This is a genomic window from Chromobacterium sp. ASV23 (genome assembly GCF_016428945.1).
Classification (GTDB): domain Bacteria; phylum Pseudomonadota; class Gammaproteobacteria; order Burkholderiales; family Chromobacteriaceae; genus Chromobacterium; species Chromobacterium sinusclupearum.
In genome coordinates this window covers 19,401-36,260 of the sequence record NZ_JAELTR010000022.1, presented here as the reverse complement: position 1 = coordinate 36,260, position 16,860 = coordinate 19,401, and the positions used below count along the sequence as shown (strand labels likewise).

The 16,860-nt window shown below is 61.6% G+C and carries 17 protein-coding genes; 5 read left to right on the top strand and 12 right to left on the bottom strand.

The genetic code is table 11. The features are described 5' to 3' along the window. The first annotated feature begins 5 nt into the window (after positions 1–5). A complete protein-coding gene (locus JHD59_RS11035) occupies positions 6–617 on the top strand; it encodes a trimeric intracellular cation channel family protein (RefSeq protein ID WP_233164005.1) in 612 nt (203 codons plus the stop codon). Positions 618–630: 13 nt separating this feature from the next. Next, positions 631–1,230, top strand: a complete 600-nt coding sequence (locus JHD59_RS11030; protein ID WP_103318723.1) for a CoA pyrophosphatase — start codon at positions 631–633, stop codon at positions 1,228–1,230. Positions 1,231–1,318: 88 nt separating this feature from the next. Here JHD59_RS11030 and JHD59_RS11025 read toward each other — a convergent pair whose 3' ends face one another. Beyond that, entirely contained in the window at positions 1,319–3,187 is a 1,869-nt protein-coding gene (locus JHD59_RS11025) for a diguanylate cyclase (RefSeq protein ID WP_199154268.1), read from the bottom strand. Between the two features lie 83 nt (positions 3,188–3,270). Then, positions 3,271–4,113: a carboxylating nicotinate-nucleotide diphosphorylase gene (nadC, locus tag JHD59_RS11020; RefSeq protein ID WP_199154267.1), complete on the bottom strand. Its 843-nt coding sequence runs from the start codon at positions 4,111–4,113 to the stop codon at positions 3,271–3,273. A 119-nt stretch (positions 4,114–4,232) separates the two neighbouring features. Here nadC and JHD59_RS11015 point away from each other — a divergent pair, with 119 nt between their 5' ends. Then, a complete protein-coding gene (locus tag JHD59_RS11015; RefSeq protein WP_199154266.1) occupies positions 4,233–4,907 on the top strand; it encodes an energy-coupling factor ABC transporter permease in 675 nt (224 codons plus the stop codon). Positions 4,908–4,918: 11 nt separating this feature from the next. Then, a complete protein-coding gene (locus tag JHD59_RS11010) occupies positions 4,919–5,302 on the top strand; it encodes an MAPEG family protein (protein ID WP_199154265.1) in 384 nt (127 codons plus the stop codon). Between the two features lie 28 nt (positions 5,303–5,330). Here the strand turns inward: JHD59_RS11010 and JHD59_RS11005 are convergent, their stop codons facing one another. From JHD59_RS11005 to JHD59_RS10965, 9 genes are all read right to left on the bottom strand, one after another. After that, a complete protein-coding gene (locus JHD59_RS11005) occupies positions 5,331–5,939 on the bottom strand; it encodes an HAD family hydrolase (RefSeq protein WP_199154264.1) in 609 nt (202 codons plus the stop codon). A gap of 92 nt (positions 5,940–6,031) precedes the next feature. Then, positions 6,032–7,057 carry a UDP-N-acetylmuramate dehydrogenase gene (gene murB / locus JHD59_RS11000; protein WP_199154263.1) on the bottom strand — a complete coding sequence of 342 codons (1,026 nt, stop codon included), beginning with the start codon at positions 7,055–7,057 and terminating at the stop codon, positions 6,032–6,034. Further along, positions 7,054–8,451: an MATE family efflux transporter gene (locus JHD59_RS10995; protein ID WP_199154262.1), complete on the bottom strand. Its 1,398-nt coding sequence runs from the start codon at positions 8,449–8,451 to the stop codon at positions 7,054–7,056. Before JHD59_RS10995 ends, murB begins: the two co-directional genes overlap by 4 nt. Before the next feature lie 69 nt (positions 8,452–8,520). Next, on the bottom strand, positions 8,521–8,820 hold the full coding sequence (locus JHD59_RS10990; protein WP_199154261.1) for a hypothetical protein: 300 nt from the start codon (positions 8,818–8,820) through the stop codon (positions 8,521–8,523). 307 nt (positions 8,821–9,127) lie between these two features. Next, entirely contained in the window at positions 9,128–10,408 is a 1,281-nt protein-coding gene (locus JHD59_RS10985) for an MFS transporter (RefSeq protein ID WP_199154260.1), read from the bottom strand. 165 nt (positions 10,409–10,573) lie between these two features. Beyond that, entirely contained in the window at positions 10,574–11,623 is a 1,050-nt protein-coding gene (locus JHD59_RS10980) for a type III polyketide synthase (protein WP_199154259.1), read from the bottom strand. Positions 11,624–11,712: 89 nt separating this feature from the next. Beyond that, a complete protein-coding gene (locus tag JHD59_RS10975; protein WP_199154258.1) occupies positions 11,713–12,153 on the bottom strand; it encodes a Zn-ribbon domain-containing OB-fold protein in 441 nt (146 codons plus the stop codon). An 11-nt stretch (positions 12,154–12,164) separates the two neighbouring features. Continuing rightward, positions 12,165–13,361: a thiolase family protein gene (locus JHD59_RS10970; protein ID WP_199154257.1), complete on the bottom strand. Its 1,197-nt coding sequence runs from the start codon at positions 13,359–13,361 to the stop codon at positions 12,165–12,167. A gap of 23 nt (positions 13,362–13,384) precedes the next feature. Beyond that, positions 13,385–14,464, bottom strand: a complete 1,080-nt coding sequence (locus tag JHD59_RS10965) for a hydroxymethylglutaryl-CoA synthase (RefSeq protein ID WP_199154256.1) — start codon at positions 14,462–14,464, stop codon at positions 13,385–13,387. A 1,044-nt stretch (positions 14,465–15,508) separates the two neighbouring features. On the opposite strand from JHD59_RS10965, the gene JHD59_RS10960 reads away from it, so the two are divergent. Then, positions 15,509–16,102 carry a TetR/AcrR family transcriptional regulator gene (locus tag JHD59_RS10960; protein WP_199154255.1) on the top strand — a complete coding sequence of 198 codons (594 nt, stop codon included), beginning with the start codon at positions 15,509–15,511 and terminating at the stop codon, positions 16,100–16,102. A gap of 25 nt (positions 16,103–16,127) precedes the next feature. On the opposite strand, the gene kdpE is transcribed toward JHD59_RS10960, so the two are convergent. Further along, complete coding sequence (kdpE, locus tag JHD59_RS10955; RefSeq protein WP_199154254.1) at positions 16,128–16,844, bottom strand: two-component system response regulator KdpE; 717 nt, start codon at positions 16,842–16,844, stop codon at positions 16,128–16,130. Positions 16,845–16,860: the final 16 nt, after the last annotated feature.

The following is a 16,860-nucleotide window of genomic DNA, read 5'->3' as shown; positions in this document are numbered from 1 at the left end:
TTCAAATGGAGTGGTTCTCGGCGATCGGCACCGCCGCCTTCGCCGTGTCCGGTTATCTGGTGGGCATCCGCAAGCGGCTCGATGTGCTGGGCATCCTGATTCTGGCCGTGGTGACGGCCATCGGCGGCGGCATCATCCGCGACGTGCTGGTGAATCGGGTGCCGCGGGTGTTTTTCGATTACACCAATCTGGCCATCATCGCCGCGACGGTGCTGCTGGCTTGGCTGCTGGGCCTGCACCGCCGGCGCAGCCGGGCATTGGAAGGGCTGTTCGTGGTAGCCGATTCGCTCGGCCTGGTGGCGTTCAGCCTGACCGGCGCGCAGGTGGGCCTGATGTTCGATCTCAACGCCTTTGGCGTGGTGGCGCTGGGTTTCATCACCGCGGTCGGCGGCGGGGTGGTGCGCGACATGATGGTCAACGACGTGCCCTTCATCCTGCATAGGGATTTCTACGGCACGGTGGCTATCGTGGTGGCAGGCGGGCTGTGGCTGTTCGACAAACTCGGCTGGGTGGGAATCTGGTCCTTGCAATTGCTGTTCTGGCTGGGGCTGGCGTTGCGCATGCTGGCCCATTCCCGCGAGATCACGCTGCCCAAGATAGGCAGGCGCGAGCAGTAAAAAGGAAAATAAAATGTGGTCGATGGAGGCAGAAGAAGCCGCGGGGCGGATTGCCCAGCGGCTGCGCGCATATGATTTCACCGGCAAGGCGGGCGACTTGCCGTGTCGTCCCGTGCGCGAAGGCTTGCGCCCGGCCGCGGTGCTGATTCCGCTGGTGTGGCACGCGGACGAGCCTACAGTGCTGTTCACCCGGCGCGCGGATCACCTGCCCAGCCATCCGGGGCAGGTCAGTTTTCCCGGCGGCAAGCGGGAGGCGGACGATGCGTCCGCCGAGGCGGCGGCCTTGCGCGAAGCGCGCGAGGAAACCGGTTTGCCGGAGTCCGAGGTGAGGGTGCTGGGTTGCCTGCCGGATTACGTGACGGTGACCGGCTTCGTGGTGACTCCCGTGGTGGGCATGCTGCAGCCGCCCTTGGCGCTGTCGCCGGCGCCGGATGAGGTGGCCGAGGTGTTCGAGGTGCCGCTGCGGAATCTGCTGGACAAGTCGGCTTATAGCCGGCATGACTATGTGCGCGATGGCGTGGCCGGGCAATATCTGGCCTTGGAGTGGCGGCGCTATACCATCTGGGGCGCCACCGCGGCCATGATGTGGATGCTGGCCGACGCGCTGGCTTGAGCGGGCATGGTGGGTGGTTGCCGGATTCTGCGCCGGGCGCTGGCGGAGGCTTCTTGGGCCGCCTGGGGCCGTTGGAACAGGTTGTCGCTCAGGGCGTGTCCTGATCGCACAGGATGATGTTGCGGCCGGACAGCTTGGCTTCGTACAGCAGCTTGTCGGCGCGCGACACCATGGTGGCCGGCGTGTCGCCGGGCCGCCAGTCGGTGATGCCGCCGCTGAACGTGATGCGCTGTTCGACGAAGGGGAAGGTGGTGTGGGTCAGCGCCATCTGCATCCGCAGCATCACCTTGTGGGCGTCGCGCAGCCGGGTATAGGGGAAGACCACCATGAATTCTTCGCCGCCGATGCGGGCGTTGATGTCGGTGTTCCGCGTCGAATCGCGCAGCGCGTTGGCGACGGCCACCAGCACATCGTCGCCAGCCTGATGGCCGTATTGGTCGTTGAATTTCTTGAAGTGGTCGATATCGAATACCGCAATCGCCATGGTCTGGCCGTAGCGCTCGCAGCGGCTGATCTCGTCTTTCAGCACCATATCGCCGTGGCGGCGGTTGTATAGCCGGGTCAGCGGGTCGGTGATGGCCATTTCCGCCAATTGCAGATTGCTTTCATGCAGCTGTTGTTCCAGCTGCTTGCGCCCGGAGATGTCGTACATGGCGATCAGCGAGGATGGCGCGCCTTCGCGGTTCAGCTGTTGCAGCGACACGATCGCCCACAGGCGGCTCTTGTCTTCCAGCTCCAGTTCGATCTCGCGTTGCAGCGCGTCTTCGCCGTCCAGCAGCCAGCGCTCCACCGGCTGCAGTTTCAGCGGCAGGTTCAATTCGCGGCCGGCGGCCTCGGGCTGCTGCGGCGGCAAGCGCAGCAGCTCCCGCGCCGGCGCATTGGCGTGCTGGATGCGCAGCGTTTGAGGATTCACCAGCAGCAGGGCGAGCGGGGCGGTGTCGAGAATGCGGCGCGCCTGCTCCTCGCTTTCGCGGATGCGCTCGTTGCCGCGCAGCAGTTGTTGATGCTGATTGAGGTTGGACAGGTGCTTGCGCAGCGCCAGCAGCGTCAGCGCGGCCACGAACAGCCAGCCCGGCAGCGCCAGCCAGGCCTTGTCCCAGACATAACGGGTGAAATCCTCGCGCGAGATGCCCACCGCCACCTGGAACGGGTAATTGCCGGTCTGGCGCACGCTGTACAGCCGCATCGAACCGTCAAAGCTGGATGGCGCGCTGAACAGCATCTGACTGGCATCGCGCGACAGCATGATGTGCGGCTGCAAGGGCCGATAGCTTTGCGGGTCGAGACCTTCCACTTTGGGCCAGCGCGCCACGGTCAGCTGGCGCTGATCCAGCACCAAGATTTCGCCGTGTTCGCCCACGGTGAGGCGGCTGACCTCATCCTGGAAAAAGTTGTGATTGATCAGGCCGGTAGCCATGCCGATCAGGTTGCCGTCGGCGTCGTACAGCTTGCTGGCCAGCACGATGCCGCCGGCGGTGGGGCTGTGCATGACTGCGGTGTATTTGCTCTCCTGCGGCTCGCTGCGATGCAGCCAGCGACAGAATTCATTGTGGCGGGCGTGGGTTGGGGTGTTGGGCTTGCTGCTGAAGATGGTCTGACAGGCCGTGTCGACGATTTCGATCTGGCTCAGGTAGGACGCCAGCCGCAATTGTTGCTGCAGCTTCTGCTGCAGATCCTGCTGGGCGTCCAGCGGCAGGCTGCCGCTGCGCAGCAGTTTCTGCACTTCCGGGATCTGGTTGCTGCTCTGCAGGATCAGGCCGGCTTCATGGATGCCTGAGCTCAGCCGCTCCGACAACAGCTGGCTCAGGCCGTTGGCCTGGTGGCTGGCCTCGTTTTCCACCTGGCGATAGCTGATGACCAGGTCCAGCAGCACCAGGCTCAGCGTGACCAACAGCAGCAATGCGGCGCCCCACTTGGCATGGCGGGCGGAGCGGTACACGTGCTTGCGGTTGGTCATTTCCATATCAGGGCGGAGGGTATGCGTTGTCTATTGTTCTAAGGTCTTCAGTATGACATCTAAAGCCGCCGCTGCGTAGTTGCTTACAGGTTAAAGCGCATGGACAGATCGATGGCGCGGACGTCCTTGGTCAGCTTGCCCACCGAGATGCGGTCGACGCCGGTGGCGGCGATGGCGCGCACGGTGTCCAGGTCGATGCCGCCGGAGGCTTCCAGCTGGGCGCGGCCGGCGGTCAGCTCCACCGCCTGGCGCATCTGCTCGGTGCTCATATTGTCCAGCAGGATCAGCGTGGCGCCGTGGCGCAGCGCTTCTTCCAGCTGGGCCAGCGTTTCCACTTCGATCTGCAGCGTCACGCCGGGCGGCAGGTCCGCCAGCGCCTGGGCCATGGCTGCGGCAATGCCGCCGGCCGCCATGATATGGTTTTCCTTGATCAGGATGCCGTCGAACAGGCCTATGCGCTGGTTGGCGCCGCCGCCGACAGTGACGGCGTATTTCTGCGCCAGCCGTAGGCCGGGAACGGTCTTGCGCGTGTCGTGGATGCGCGCGCGGTGGCCGGCTGCGGCGTCGACATAGCGGCGGGTTTCGCTGGCCACCCCGGACAGCAGCTGCAGGAAGTTCAAGGCGCTGCGCTCGGCGGTCAGCAGCGCGCGCGCCGGGCCGGCGATGCGGCACAGCTCGCTGCCGGCGGAGACCTTGTCTCCCTCTTTCACCCGCCATTCCACCTCGCAGCGCGGGTCTACCTGACGGAAGCATTCATCAAACCAGGCCTGGCCGCAGATCACCGCGTCCTCGCGCGCGATGACGCGGGCGGAGCCGATCTTGTCGGCGGGAATCAGGCGGGCGGTCCAGTCGCACTGGCCAATGTCTTCGGCCAGCGCCTGGCCAACTTGCTGGGCAATCAGGTGGGGGGCGGGTAGGGCGGTCATGCGGGTCTCCATCCAAAAGCGTATTGTAACGGCAGTCTTGCGAAAAAGGCGCGCGGCGCGGCGCGAACGGGGCTTGGCATCTGGTATGCTGGCAGGCATCGAACCGCAAGCTCAATGTCATGGATTTGTCGGCTTCCCTGTTTGGTCCCTGGATTGCCTGGCTGGCCAACGCTTTGGCGCTGGCCGGATTGTGCTTGGCCGCCTGGCGCGTGCCGTGGCGGCAATTGGACGCCGCGGCGCTGAATGCCTGGATGGGCGCCTGCGTGTTCGATCTGGCGCTGTGGTTGCTGCGCGCGGGCTTGCAGCTTGGTTTGTCGTTTCATATGCTCGGCGCCGCGCTGTTCACCTTGTTGATGGGGCCGTGGCTGGCGCTGCTGGCCTTGGCCGCGGTGCAGATCGGGCTGGCGGCCGGCGGCCATGCCGATTGGCTTGCCCTGGGCTTGAACTGGCTGTTGACGGCGCTGCCGGCAGTCGCCTTGACCGGCGTCGCGCTGAGCCTGGCGCGGCGTTTCCTGCCGCCGCATTTCTTTGTCTATGTGTTTGTCAACGGCTTTCTGGCCGGCGGCGCCAGCCTGGTTTGCGCCGCGGGGTGCGGCTTGCTGGCGCTGGGGCTGGCCGGGATCTACCCGTGGGATGCCTTGCTGGAAGAGGCTTTGCCGTATTATTTCCTGCTGTCGTGGTCCGAGGCCTTTACGACTGGCTTGTTGCTGGCGGTGTTGGTGGTGTATCGACCGCATTGGGTCGCTACCTTTGATGATGAGCGCTATCTCGGCGATTGGCCGGGCAAAAATTGAGGAGAATCGCGATGCCGTTCGTCTTATGGAGCTTGTTGCTGGCGGCTGTGTTGCCGTTGATCTGGGCCGGGGTGTCCAAGGCCGGGGCGCGTTACGACAATCATAAGCCGCGCGAAGTGGCGGCCAGGGCGGAGGGCTATCGCCAGCGCGCGGGCTGGGCGCAGCAGAACGCCTGGGAGGCCTTGCCGACCTGGACGGCGGCCGTCGTGGCCGCCTGGCTGATGAAGGTGCCGGAGGCGGCGATGAATGCCGCCGCGGCCGTCTTCGTGCTGGCGCGCGTCGCCCATGGCCTGCTGTATATCGCCAACCAGGCCTCGCTGCGTTCCTTGGCCTGGCTGGTGGGCATACTGGCGGCGCTGTATCTGTTCCTGCGCGCCGGCGGCGTGATAGGCTGAGGCCGGGCGGCAAGCCGCCGCCCTGCGTTTACAGCCAGCCTTGTACGCGCAGCGTGGCTTGCAGTTGCTCGAAACCGACTGTGTGGAAGGCTTGCCAGCCGATGGCGCGGGCAGCTTCCACGCATTCGATGTTGTCGTCTAAGAAGGCGATCTGCTCTCCTTGCAGATCCAGCACCTGCTCGACATGGCGATAGATCGCCAGATCGGGCTTGCGCAAATGCAGCAGGTGAGAGGCAAATGTGTGCTGGAAATGGCCCAGCAGTCCAAATTCCCGCTCTATCTTGTTCCAATGCAACGCGTTGTTGTTGCTGAGCGCAGCCAGCGGGAAGGTTTGCGACAGGGTGTCGAGCAATTCGCTGGCGCCTGGGTAGCAGCCCGCCAGCCAAGCGGATAATTGCTCCTGCATCGCTTGCTGGGAGAGGCCCAGATGCAGCGCATCCACCATCGCCGCGCAGAATGCCTGCGGCGTACATTCGCCCAGGTCCAGCCGCGCCACCCAGGGATTCTCTATCCAGAACCGGCGTGCGTCTTCCCGCGGCAAGGTGCCGCCGGACAGCCGCATCAGCGGATCGATGCCATTCCAGTCAACCAGCACCCCGCCAAGATCAAACACCAACACGCTTGGTTTGCTGCTCATCGCGCCCTCTTTGATTTCGATTATCGGCGGTCAAATCCCGCCGCAGGATGATGGCTAGAGTGGCTTTCGCAGGATCGGTTCCCGCAGAAAAACTACAAAATCAGCGGTTCCGGCTCCAGCGCCACGCCGAATCGCGCCCGCACGGCTTCCTGAACCTTGCGGGCGAGCGCGTGCAGTTGCGCGCCGCTGGCCTGGCCGTAGTTGACCAGCACCAGCGCCTGCTTGGCGTGCACGCCGGCGTCGCCTTCGCGGTAGCCCTTCAAGCCGCATTGGTCGATCAGCCAGCCGGCGGCCAGCTTTACTCGGCCGTCGGCGGCGGGGTAGTGCGGCAGCTGCGGGTGGCTGGCAAGGAGCTTGTCGGCCAGCGCCGCGGATACCACCGGGTTCTTGAAGAAACTGCCGGCATTGCCCAGCACGGCGGGGTCCGGCAGTTTGCTCTGGCGGATGGCGATGACCGCGCGGCTGATGTCGCTCGGGGTCGGCGCCGTGATGCCGTCGGCAGCCAGCTGCCGGGCGATGTCGCCGTAGCCGGTGCGCAGGCTGGCGGTGCGCGACAGTTTGAAGCGCACGGCGGTCACCAGCAGCCGGCCTGCAGCCTCGTGTTTGAATACGCTGTCGCGGTAGCCGAAACAGCAGTCGGCATTGGACAGCACCAGCGGCGCGCCGTCGCGGTCCAATTGGGCGCAGACGACTTCGTGCAGATGGTCCTTCACCTCCACGCCGTAAGCGCCGATATTCTGCACCGGGCTGGCGCCCACGGTGCCGGGAATCAGGCTGAGGTTTTCCAGGCCGTACCAGTCTTGCGCCAGGGTATGCAGCACAAAATCGTGCCAGTTTTCGCCGGCGGCGGCCTCGACGATCACGTGGTCGCCGTCTTCGCGCAACAGGCGGATGCCGGTCAGCGCCACCTTGGCTACCAGGCCAGGGTAGTCGCGCGTCAGCAGCAGATTGCTGCCGCCGCCCAGCCACAGCACCGGACCCTGGCGGTACAGCGGATGGGTCAACAGGGCGGATAGGTCGGCCAGATCGTCCAGCCGGCAGAAATGCGCGGCGCGCGCGGCCAGGCCAAAGGTGTTGTACGGACGCAGATCGACGTCTGCTTGAAACTGCAGGGTCATAGCATGATTCCTTGGTCGCGGCGCAGCCGTTGGCGGCTGGCGCGGGCCAGATAATAAGTGAGCAGCAGACCGGCCAGCGTCAGGCTGATTACCAGCGCGGTCCAGAAACCGTAGATGCCCATCCGCGGCACGATCCAGTCGGTCAGTCCGAGCAAGATGCCCAGCCCCAGTCCGGCGATCCAGAACGAGGTAATGTGAATGGCCATCGGGATGGCGGTCAGCTTGTAGCCGCGCAGCGCGCCGGAGGCGATGGTCTGGGCGGCGTCGGTCAACTGGTAGACGGCGGCGAACAGCAGCAGCGTCGTGCCCATGGCGATGACGCGCGGGTCTTGGCTGTACATGCGCATGATGGGTTCGCGCAGCAGCAGCACCAGAATCATGGCGGCGCCGGCCATGGCCAGCCCCATGGCCAGGCCGACGCCGGAAATGAAGCGGGCGGCTTTGTAATCGCCGGCGCCTGCGTGGTGGCCGACGCGCACCGACAGCGCAGTGGCCACGCTTTGCGGCAGCATGTAGATCAGGCTGGAGAAGTTCAGCACCGATTGGTGGGTGGCCACCACCACGGTGCCCAACTCGGCGATCAATAGCGCGATGAAAGAGAACAGGCTGACTTCGACAAAGAAAGACAGGCCGATGGGCGTGCCCAGCTTCAGAAAGGCGGCGAAGCGGCGCCAGTCGGGGGCGGACAAGGACGCCAGCACCCGGTTGTCGCGGAAGGCCTTGTGCCAGCTGACATAGGCCAGCAGCGCCAGGCAGTTGAACCAGAACACGATGCCGGTGGCCCAGCCGCAGCCGGCGCCGCCCATTTTGGGCAGGCCGAACAGGCCGTGGATCAGGATGTAATTCAGCGGAATGTTCAGCGCCAGCGCCAGCAGGCTGACGACCATGATGGGTTTGGGATGGCCCAGGCTGGAGGCGTAGGCGTGCAGCGCGCGGTGCGCCATCGCGGCAGGCATGCCGATGGCGGCGCCGGTGATGAACAGCATCACTTTGTCTATCACTTGCGGCGGCAAGTTCAGCACATGGCGCAGCGGCGCTTCCAGCAGCAGCATCAACAGCGCGCCCAAGGCGCCCAGGAGCAAGCCGAACCACAGTCCTTGCGCGGCGTCGCGCTTGAAGTCGCCGGTCTGGCCGGAGCCCAGGTGATGGGACAGGATGGGATTGAGCGCCGCGACCACCCCCATCAGCGTCACATAGACGGTGATGAACACGCTGGCGCCCAGCGAGACGGCGGCCAGATCGTCGGTGCCGACGCGGCCGGCCATCACGGTGTCGACGAAGCCGGTCGCCACTTGGGCGATCTGGGCGATCATCATCGGCAGCGCGAGGCGCGCGATCTGACGCGCCTCGGCCATGATTTCGTGGCGCGGGGCGCGATTGAGTTCAAACAGCATGGGCTTTGGCGGGATTTTCGGCGGAAAACGCCAATTATAGACGCGCGAGCCATATGCTGTCGCGTCGGCTCAAATCCTCACCGGCGGATCGCGGCGCAGGTCGCAGCTGATGATCAGCGTGTCGCCGTAGCGGGCGTTGATCGCCAGCGCATCGGCCAGGCTGATGTCGCTTACGGTCAGTTGTTGATCGCGGTGTTCCACGTCATAGCCTTGATCGCGGGCGAAGGCGGCTAGCTCATGCAGCGCATGGCCGTCGCCGGACGGCAGGGGGGTGGCGCTCAGGCTGCCACACAGGGGGCGAGGTCTTCCCACGGCATCAAAAATCGCAAAAGAGAAATCGGTATAGCTGTCTTGCAGGCAGTCGTACATGTTTGGCTCTCCCAAGTTCGGTCGCGCTGTGCGTGCCGGGCTTGAGTCCGCCGGCGACGCTTTAGCAGGATTTTTAGGCGCCCTGCAAGTTGTCATTAACTCGGCGCCCGAGCCGATCGGGACGGCTTGCGGGAGAACGGTGCCAGTCAGTCAGCCAAGAAAAAACCCGCTGGCCGAGTAAGCGCAAGCGGGTTGATCCGGATACGCTTTAGCTGGCATTTGTTAAGCGCCCGCAAGCTGTGTCAAATCGGCGCATGTCGGTTAGATTATGCCGATGGCGGAGGACTGTCAATAGCGTAGGTCGCGCTCAGTTTCTTTCTGTCAGCGCCCGAGCGGCCAGGGGCAGTTCATCGGGTATTGGCAGATCGGATAGCTGCTCCTGCGGACCCTTCAGCAGACAAGAAAGCGCCAGTCCGCCCATGCTACCCCCCATCGCCACATACAGGATGGCCGGCAGACCAAAGTGGGTGGCGACGAAACCGGCTAGGGCCGGCGCGGCCCCGCCGCCAAGCACTTCTCCCAGTCCCACTACGATGCCGGTTGCCGCCGGTATCAGCTCGGCAGGCACGGATTCCCCGGTGAGGGGGCCGACAGTGAGGCAGGTGAGGCTGCAGTTGAAAAAGGAAATGCCAAATAGCAAGGCAAACAGCAGCCAGGGTTGAGCCGGAGCCAGTTTCAGCAGTATCACCAATGCCAGGCTGGCAGCGAACGACAAGACGACCGCCGGTTTGCGTCCATACAGGTCGGACAGGCCCGGTACAACCAGTTGTCCGACGAAGCCGCCGACGCCGATGGCTGAAATTACAGACGCCATTTCTATGGTGGACAGGTGAAGGTGATCGGTCAGGTAGTTCGGCAGCATCGCGCACAATACGAACTGGCAGGCCAAGATGCAGAACATTAATAGTACGTTGAGACGGATATTGCCCAAACGCAGCAATTGCCACCAGGGCAGGCGCGCGTCGTCCTGGTTAGAGGACGGCAGGCTGTGGCTCAGCGCCGGTTCGTAATGGCGATGTATGAGCCAAGCCAGGATGAAGCCTGGCAGCGCGACGATGGCGAATACGCCGCGCCAAGAGTGCATCGCCCCCAGCAGCCAAGCTGCGATCAGCGGTCCAAGCGCCAGGCCGAGCACGGGAAACAGCGCCTGTTGAATGCCCAGGTTCAAGCCACGTCTATCTGGGTGTGACACCTCCGTGGCTACGGCAATGCCCGCAGGCGTGAACAAGCCTTCGCAAATACCCATCAGCGCGCGCAGCAACAGCAGGCTGGCCAGCGCACCGGCTAAGGCAGAGAGGCCGGACAATACAGAGACCAGGAGCAAGGAGCCGACCAGTACGGTTTTGCGTCCTAGCCGACGGATCATGCTGCCCACTGTCAATGCCGCCAGCCCCCAGGCCATGGCGAGCGCGGCCGACAGATTGCCAAGGTCCTGATAATTCATCTGCAGGTCGCTCATGATGGCCGGAAACAGCGGCAGTATGATGAAACGGTCCAGCCCCACCAGGCCAAAGCCAAGGGACAGCAGTACCACCATGATGGTCTCGTGACGTCCGGCGCCAGGACCGAGCTGCATTGCCTTTTTCATCGTTTTTCCTCAGGCTTTGCTGCGTGCGCGGCCGGGTACGGGGCTTCCCGCGATCGATTGCAGGAATGCCGATGGCCGGCGCGATGCGCGGCAAGCGTTGCGATTTGGGATGAAACGGAGGGAGAGGTAAGCGCGGAGAGACCCACGCTTACCGAACAGGCGATCTCAGGCCGCCCACTGGCCTACTGCCATTTCGGCGGTAAAGCCTGGGCCGAAGGCAGCCAGCATGCCGATCGAACCCTCCTCGGTGTTGGCGGCGAAGCGGCGACGCAGCACGTCGAACACTACTACGCTGGCGATGTTGCCGGCTTCAGACAGGCTGGTGCGGGAGTGCGCCACCTTGTCTTCCGGCAGTTCCAGCTTATTCACCAGTTCATCCAGGATCTTGCGGCCGCCGGTGTGGAACACGAAGAAGTCGTTAAATGCGCATTGCTGGTTGTATACCTTTTGGTTCAGCTCCTCCATGACCGGAGCAACGTCCTTGATGGAATTCATCACTGCCTTGTCCAAGGTGAAGTGAAAACCGGTGTCCTTGACGTCGTAGCGTATGAAGTGCTCGCTGTTGGGCAGGAAGAAGGAACGAGTGCCCTTGATGTGGAAGCCGGCGGCTTCGTCGTCGGCGCGCACCACGCAGGCGGAGACCGCGTCGCCAAACAGCGCAGACGAGATGAAGGCGTGCAGCTTGGTGTCGTCCGGCTGGTAGCACAGCGACGAGAATTCCAGCGACACGATGAGCACATGGTTGCGGCTGTCCAGGCTGGCGAAGTCGTTGGCGCGGTTGATGGCGGCGGCGCCGGCCACGCAGCCAAGTTGAGCAATGGGCAGCTGGATGGTCGATTGCGCCATGTTCAGGTCATTGATCAGGTGGGCGGTCAGCGACGGCATCATGAAGCCGGTGCACGAGGTGACGATCACCATGCGAATGTCTTGCGGGGTCAGTCCGGCGCTGTCCAGCGCCTCCAGAGCGGCCTGTGAAGACATGGCGCGCGCCTCGCGCTCATAGACGATGCTGCGGTGGGTGAAGCCGGTATGCACCGACAGCTCGTCGATGGGCAGCACCAAGTGGCGGGTGTTCACTTCGGTGTTCTGGATCATTCTGCGGGCTAGCGGCAGGCGGGGATGATCGCCATGCAGTTCTTCCAGATGCTCGATCATCTGGGCCTGGGTGATCTTGTATTGCGGGAACAGCACGGACGGTTGGCAAAGTGTGGACATGATTCATACCTCTATGCAGGGTTTGAGTGTTAGCGTCGGATCGGGTCAGTCAGCGCAAGGGAACGGCGTCAAGCGCCGCCTTGCCGCAATCAGTCTTCCAAGACAAATTTGTAGGCGTACTGCCATGCCAGATTGCTCTCCCGCACATGCTTGCGGATCACCATGCGCACGCGGGAGCCGATCTTTAGCTGGGACGGATCGAGCACGTCGACGACCTCGGAGGCAAGCCCGATGCCATCGTCCAGTTTCAGCATCACCATATGGCGCGGCATGGTTTCGCCGTAGCCCATGCCGGCGAGAATGGGGTTGGCGGCCTCTGATATCGCCACGATGGTGCCGGTGCGAGCGCAGCGGTATGGCTCCACGCGCAGCGAGTTGCAGGCGCCGCATACGCTGCGGCGCGGGAAGAATATCTCGCCGCATTCCTGGCAGCGGCTGCCTTCCAGGCGGTACTTGCCGCCATGCTCGCGCCATTCGCGCAGCATGCTGGCCGTGGTCATGCGATGAATATGTTCCGGATACAGGGACATGCTGACGCTCCTTATTCGTTGCTCAAGACGATGACCGAGTTATGGGCGGCATAGCCGCCAAGGTTCTGCGATACCCCGATGCGCGCGTTCTTCACCTGGTTGTCGGACTCGCCGCGCAACTGGCGGAACAGTTCGGTGATGTGCAGGATGCCGTCGCAGCCGGAGGCGTGGCCGCGGCCGATGTTGCCGCCGTCGGTGTTCAGCGGCACTTCGCCGTCGATGGCGATGCCGCCTTCCAGCACGAAGTGACCGGCTTGGCCAGGTTTGCAGATGCCCATCGACTCCATCTGGATCAGGCCGGCGCCCAGCAGGTCGTAGACTTGTGCGACGTCGATGTCCTTGGCGCTGATGCCGGCTTTCTTGTAGGCGATCTCGGCGCAGGCGACCGAGTTGGCGGACAGCGCCATGCCGGTATCCGTGGCGAGGCCGGGGTGGCGCAGCGTGGGGTTGTGATAGCGGGTGCCGAAGTAGTGCGATACGCCGGTGTAGGCGCAGCCTTTGACAAAGACCGGCTTGTCGGTGTACTTGTGCGCCAGGTGCTCGGCCACCAGGATCGTGCAGCCGCTGGCTTCGCCCCAAGCCAGCATAGAACCATGGGCTTCGCTCCGTTTCAGTTCTTCCAGCGAGGGAATGGGCTGGCCGTAGCGGGTGGCGGAAGGGGTATTGTGCGCGTAGATGCGCATCTGCCGGCCGAAGGCCGCCAGCACATCGGCTTCGCGTCCAGCGTAGCCGTAGTTGTGAAAGTATTCGGATGTGGCCAGCGCGAAAGCATCGGTGTGCGAGATGCCGAGGAAGTAGTCGTATTCACACTCCGTGCTGGAGCCGATATATTCGGCGTAGTTGAAGTGGTCGGTCATTTTCTCGAAGCCGCCGCACAATACGATGTCGTATTCGCCGGAGGCTACCATCTGATGTCCCATCTGAAACGAGACCGAGCTGCTGGTGCAATTCGAGCTGGTGATGAAGGTGGGGGCGGGACTAACGCCAAGGGCATCGGAGATGGTCGGCCCTAGGCCGCCGTATTCCGAAATGCCTTCGCCGTGGTAGCCGTAAGCCACACCCTGGATTTCCCGAGCATCCATTTTGGCGTCGCTCAGGGCCTGGTAGGCTGATTCCACAATCATTTCCTTGAAGCTTTGGCGGACCCGGCTGCTGCCTGGCTTGGGCGTATAGGTTGCCGCCACGATGGCGACGCGACGTGCGCTCATATTGTTTCTCCTGTTTCGCGATCTCAGAGGTAGGCTGTCAAGGCGTAATCCGGGCGCAGGTACTTGAACTCGTACTTGATGGCTGTGCCGTAGTCGACATAGCGCTTAGCCGCTAGTTGAGCTGTCAGTGGCCGCGCGCGGCGCTGATGTTCGGCGATGGCGTCGGTCACTGTTAGGGCAATTGCGTCGCTGCCGGCGCCGAATCCATAGGAGGCAAGCAGGATGCGCTGGCCTGGTTTGGCTTGATCCAGTACCTGGAACAGTCCCAGCAAGGGACTGGCGGCGCCGGTATCGCCTACGCTGTCTGCGAACAAGGAGGGTTCGACTTGCTCATCGCGGAAGCCCAGGTGCCGACCCAGTGCGCGAGGGGTGGCGGTCACGTTTTGTTGGAAAACCGCATAATCGAAATCGGACGGGGACGTTTTCAGTTTGTCCATCAGGCCACGCACCGCACGATGGGTTTGCTCTTCCAGGCCGATGCTGTTTTTGTCCGAACCCAACCCCATGCCAGAGCGGATGTACCGTTCGCCTTGCGGACGGATGTTGTCGGCCACGTCGGCGGCGCAGGAAAAGGTGGCGTCGATCTCGGCAATGATCTTGTCACAACCCAGCACCAGCGCTGCTGCGCCGGCGCCGGCGTAAGACTCGGTCAGATCGCCCGGCGCAGTGTGGCGGTTGATGGTGTCGGCGGCGATGATCAGGGCATGGCCGGCCATGCCGGCGCGCACCAGCGCCTGGCCGATCTGCAGGGCGCTGGTGCCGGATTTGCCGGCGAACTGGATGTCGGCGCAATACAGGTCATAGCCTTGGCCCAGCATTTCCAGGATCACGGCGGCAGATGCGCGGGACTCATACGGATTGGTGCAAGTGCCCAGATAGAGCGCATCCAGATTGGGATGGCCGCCATGCTCCAGGGCGTGTTGTGCTGCCAAGACGCCTAGGGTGATTACGTCTTCATCCGCTTGCAAAACTGCGCGCTCGCTGACGCCGAGATGATCGCGAATCAGCGCTGTTTCGGTGTTCTTCCAGACGCTGACGACGTCTTCGATTTTGAGTCGGCAAACCGGGATGGCACTGCCGTAGCTCACTATGCCTGCTTTCATCATGGCCCTTCCTTTATCAGTAACAGGAGTTTTCTGCTGGCGGCCAACCCGCGCCTGTTTCCTCCGCTTTGAGGATGTGGCGCCTTGCATGCCGCGAGAAAGATACGAAACGTTCCGTTTCCTTTTTTTAGTTAACATGCCGTTGGCATTTGATGTCAATAATAAATTCCGTGAATTTATAATTTCATGGCCATGCCAATTTGATTGCTGCACTTTTAGTGGAGTAAGCAAGATTTTTCAAAAATTGAAAATCTAAATAAGTTTTGTTCAGGTAAGTATTGAAAGAAGGGAGGAGACTGTTTCAGCCAGTTTTACAGGAGTGATGGATGCTTTGATGATGATTAAATGAGGGAGAAATTTTTGTTATTTAATTGCTAAAACTGAGAAATTAACAGGGCATTTGATTTTATCTGTGTAAGTTATTAAACAGGTTTCTTATTTATGAGCATGGATTCTTCGCGCTTTTCTTAATTTTGTCTGCGTGAAAGTATTGTCCTGATACATCAGATCATAGATGGTCATGATTTGATATGTAGCATTAAATTTAATATTTAAATTTATTGTTCTTGTTTTGATTTTTCATGTACTTGTATGGCTGTATTGTTGTTGGGTTGGCCTGTACTGTTGTTTTTCTGCAAAATAGGATGTCGGAAAACGGTATTGGTATGGCTGGCGAGAGGTTCAGTGATATGTTGCTATCGAGTACGAGTCGGAATGCATTTGGGAATGTTTTTTAAAGGCTTGGCGCTTGTTGCAAAGTGTCGTCCACGGTTTGCAATGCGCTTCATTAGTGTCTTTTACTTTTGATTTCCCGTTGTGGATTCAGGCGTTGCTTGTAAGTGATGAGAAAACAAGGGCTATATCTATCTCTAGATAAAACGAAACGTTTCGTTTTGTTGAGCTTTTTGCCCATCCTTCTCATTGATGCGTCTGCATAGCCTTCAGGATTGGTCGCGGTGGTGCTGGACGATGACGAGGTGGAGGTGTGGTTGGGACGTCGGCAACGTCATTTCATTTCAAAACAGAATAGGAGGACAGTTTCTCATGCCGCAGAATCGGACAAGAAGCTCTACCGGTGCAACACGTAATCCACAAACGCATCAGGCCATTCTGGCCTCCACGATAGAAATTCTGAAGGAGGCCGGCTACTGTGGGGTCAGCATTGAATCGGTTGCTCGCCGCGCGGGCGCTAGCAAGCCGACGATTTACCGTTGGTGGCCCAACAAGGCGGCGCTGATTGCCGAAGTGTATGAATGTGAAAGTGAACAGGTGAGGCAATTTCCGGCGTTGGGATCACTACGGGACGATCTGTCCTTTTTACTGCATAACCTTTGGAGGGTATGGCGCTCCACGATTTGTGGCGAGGCCTTTCGCAGCGTGATTGCCGAGGCGCAGCTTGATCCACATACGCTGGCTCAGATGAAGAACGAATTCATGGTGCGTCGCCGCGATATGCCGCGCCAGCTTCTGGAAAGCGCGATGCGCCGCGGCGAACTGGCGGAGGGGGTCGATCAGGAATTGCTGCTGGACATGATTTTCGGCTTCTGTTGGTATCGTTTGCTGACCGAACAGCTGAGCGCAGAACGCGATATCGATGCCTTCATTGATTTGCTTTTATCCGGAGCGGCCGCGCGTTGACGGCCGCTCTAATCGGTTCGGTTTTTTATTCGGCCTGGGGGCGCAGCTCCTGCTCCACCAGTCGGTAGCCGACGCCGGTTTCGGTGACGATGTGGCGCGGCATGGCCGGGTTGTCTTCCAGCTTTTGCCGCAAATGGCCCATGTAGACGCGCAGATACTGGTTGTGTTCGGAGAACGATGGCCCCCACACCGCCAGCAGCAGCTCGCGATGGGTGATCACCTTGCCGGCGTTGCGGATCAGCGTGGATAGCAGCCGGTATTCGATCGGCGTCAGGTGTACCGGCGTTTCGCCCTTGTGCACCAGCCGGTTGACCAGGTCTATCTTGATGTCGCCGAACTGGAAGTTCTGCTGCGGCGCGGCGCTGCCCTGAATACGGCGGCGCAGCAGCACCCGGATGCGCGCCAGGCATTCGGCCACGCCGAACGGCTTGGTCAGGTAATCGTCAGCGCCTGCATCCAGCGCGGCGACTTTTTCCGTTTCCTGGGTCCGCGCGGACAATACCAGGACCGGGATGTCGGTCCATTCGCGCAGGCTCTTGATGACGTCTATGCCGTTCATGTCCGGCAGGCCCAGGTCGAGGATCACCATGTCGGGCTTGCGAGTGGCTACTTCGATCTGGCCCTGCTTGCCGGTTTCCGCCTCGTAGACGGTGAGATTTTCTTCTTCCAGCGCCGAGGACAGGAAACGTCGTATCGGCTTTTCATCCTCGATGATCACTACGGAAATAGGTGCGTCGTTCATGTCTTGTCGCTCTTGT

Bases quoted from the DNA above. Each gene is read 5' to 3' on its own strand.
- JHD59_RS11035 (WP_233164005.1), top strand. From the start codon at position 6: ATGGAGTGGTTCTCGGCGATCGGCACCGCCGCCTTCGCCGTGTCCGGT.
- JHD59_RS11030 (WP_103318723.1), top strand. From the start codon at position 631: ATGTGGTCGATGGAGGCAGAAGAAGCCGCGGGGCGGATTGCCCAGCGG.
- JHD59_RS11025 (WP_199154268.1), bottom strand. From the start codon at position 3,187: ATGACCAACCGCAAGCACGTGTACCGCTCCGCCCGCCATGCCAAGTGG.
- nadC (WP_199154267.1), bottom strand. From the start codon at position 4,113: ATGACCGCCCTACCCGCCCCCCACCTGATTGCCCAGCAAGTTGGCCAG.
- JHD59_RS11015 (WP_199154266.1), top strand. From the start codon at position 4,233: ATGGATTTGTCGGCTTCCCTGTTTGGTCCCTGGATTGCCTGGCTGGCC.
- JHD59_RS11010 (WP_199154265.1), top strand. From the start codon at position 4,919: ATGCCGTTCGTCTTATGGAGCTTGTTGCTGGCGGCTGTGTTGCCGTTG.
- JHD59_RS11005 (WP_199154264.1), bottom strand. From the start codon at position 5,939: ATGAGCAGCAAACCAAGCGTGTTGGTGTTTGATCTTGGCGGGGTGCTG.
- murB (WP_199154263.1), bottom strand. From the start codon at position 7,057: ATGACCCTGCAGTTTCAAGCAGACGTCGATCTGCGTCCGTACAACACC.
- JHD59_RS10995 (WP_199154262.1), bottom strand. From the start codon at position 8,451: ATGCTGTTTGAACTCAATCGCGCCCCGCGCCACGAAATCATGGCCGAG.
- JHD59_RS10990 (WP_199154261.1), bottom strand. From the start codon at position 8,820: ATGTACGACTGCCTGCAAGACAGCTATACCGATTTCTCTTTTGCGATT.
- JHD59_RS10985 (WP_199154260.1), bottom strand. From the start codon at position 10,408: ATGAAAAAGGCAATGCAGCTCGGTCCTGGCGCCGGACGTCACGAGACC.
- JHD59_RS10980 (WP_199154259.1), bottom strand. From the start codon at position 11,623: ATGTCCACACTTTGCCAACCGTCCGTGCTGTTCCCGCAATACAAGATC.
- JHD59_RS10975 (WP_199154258.1), bottom strand. From the start codon at position 12,153: ATGTCCCTGTATCCGGAACATATTCATCGCATGACCACGGCCAGCATG.
- JHD59_RS10970 (WP_199154257.1), bottom strand. From the start codon at position 13,361: ATGAGCGCACGTCGCGTCGCCATCGTGGCGGCAACCTATACGCCCAAG.
- JHD59_RS10965 (WP_199154256.1), bottom strand. From the start codon at position 14,464: ATGAAAGCAGGCATAGTGAGCTACGGCAGTGCCATCCCGGTTTGCCGA.
- JHD59_RS10960 (WP_199154255.1), top strand. From the start codon at position 15,509: ATGCCGCAGAATCGGACAAGAAGCTCTACCGGTGCAACACGTAATCCA.
- kdpE (WP_199154254.1), bottom strand. From the start codon at position 16,844: ATGAACGACGCACCTATTTCCGTAGTGATCATCGAGGATGAAAAGCCG.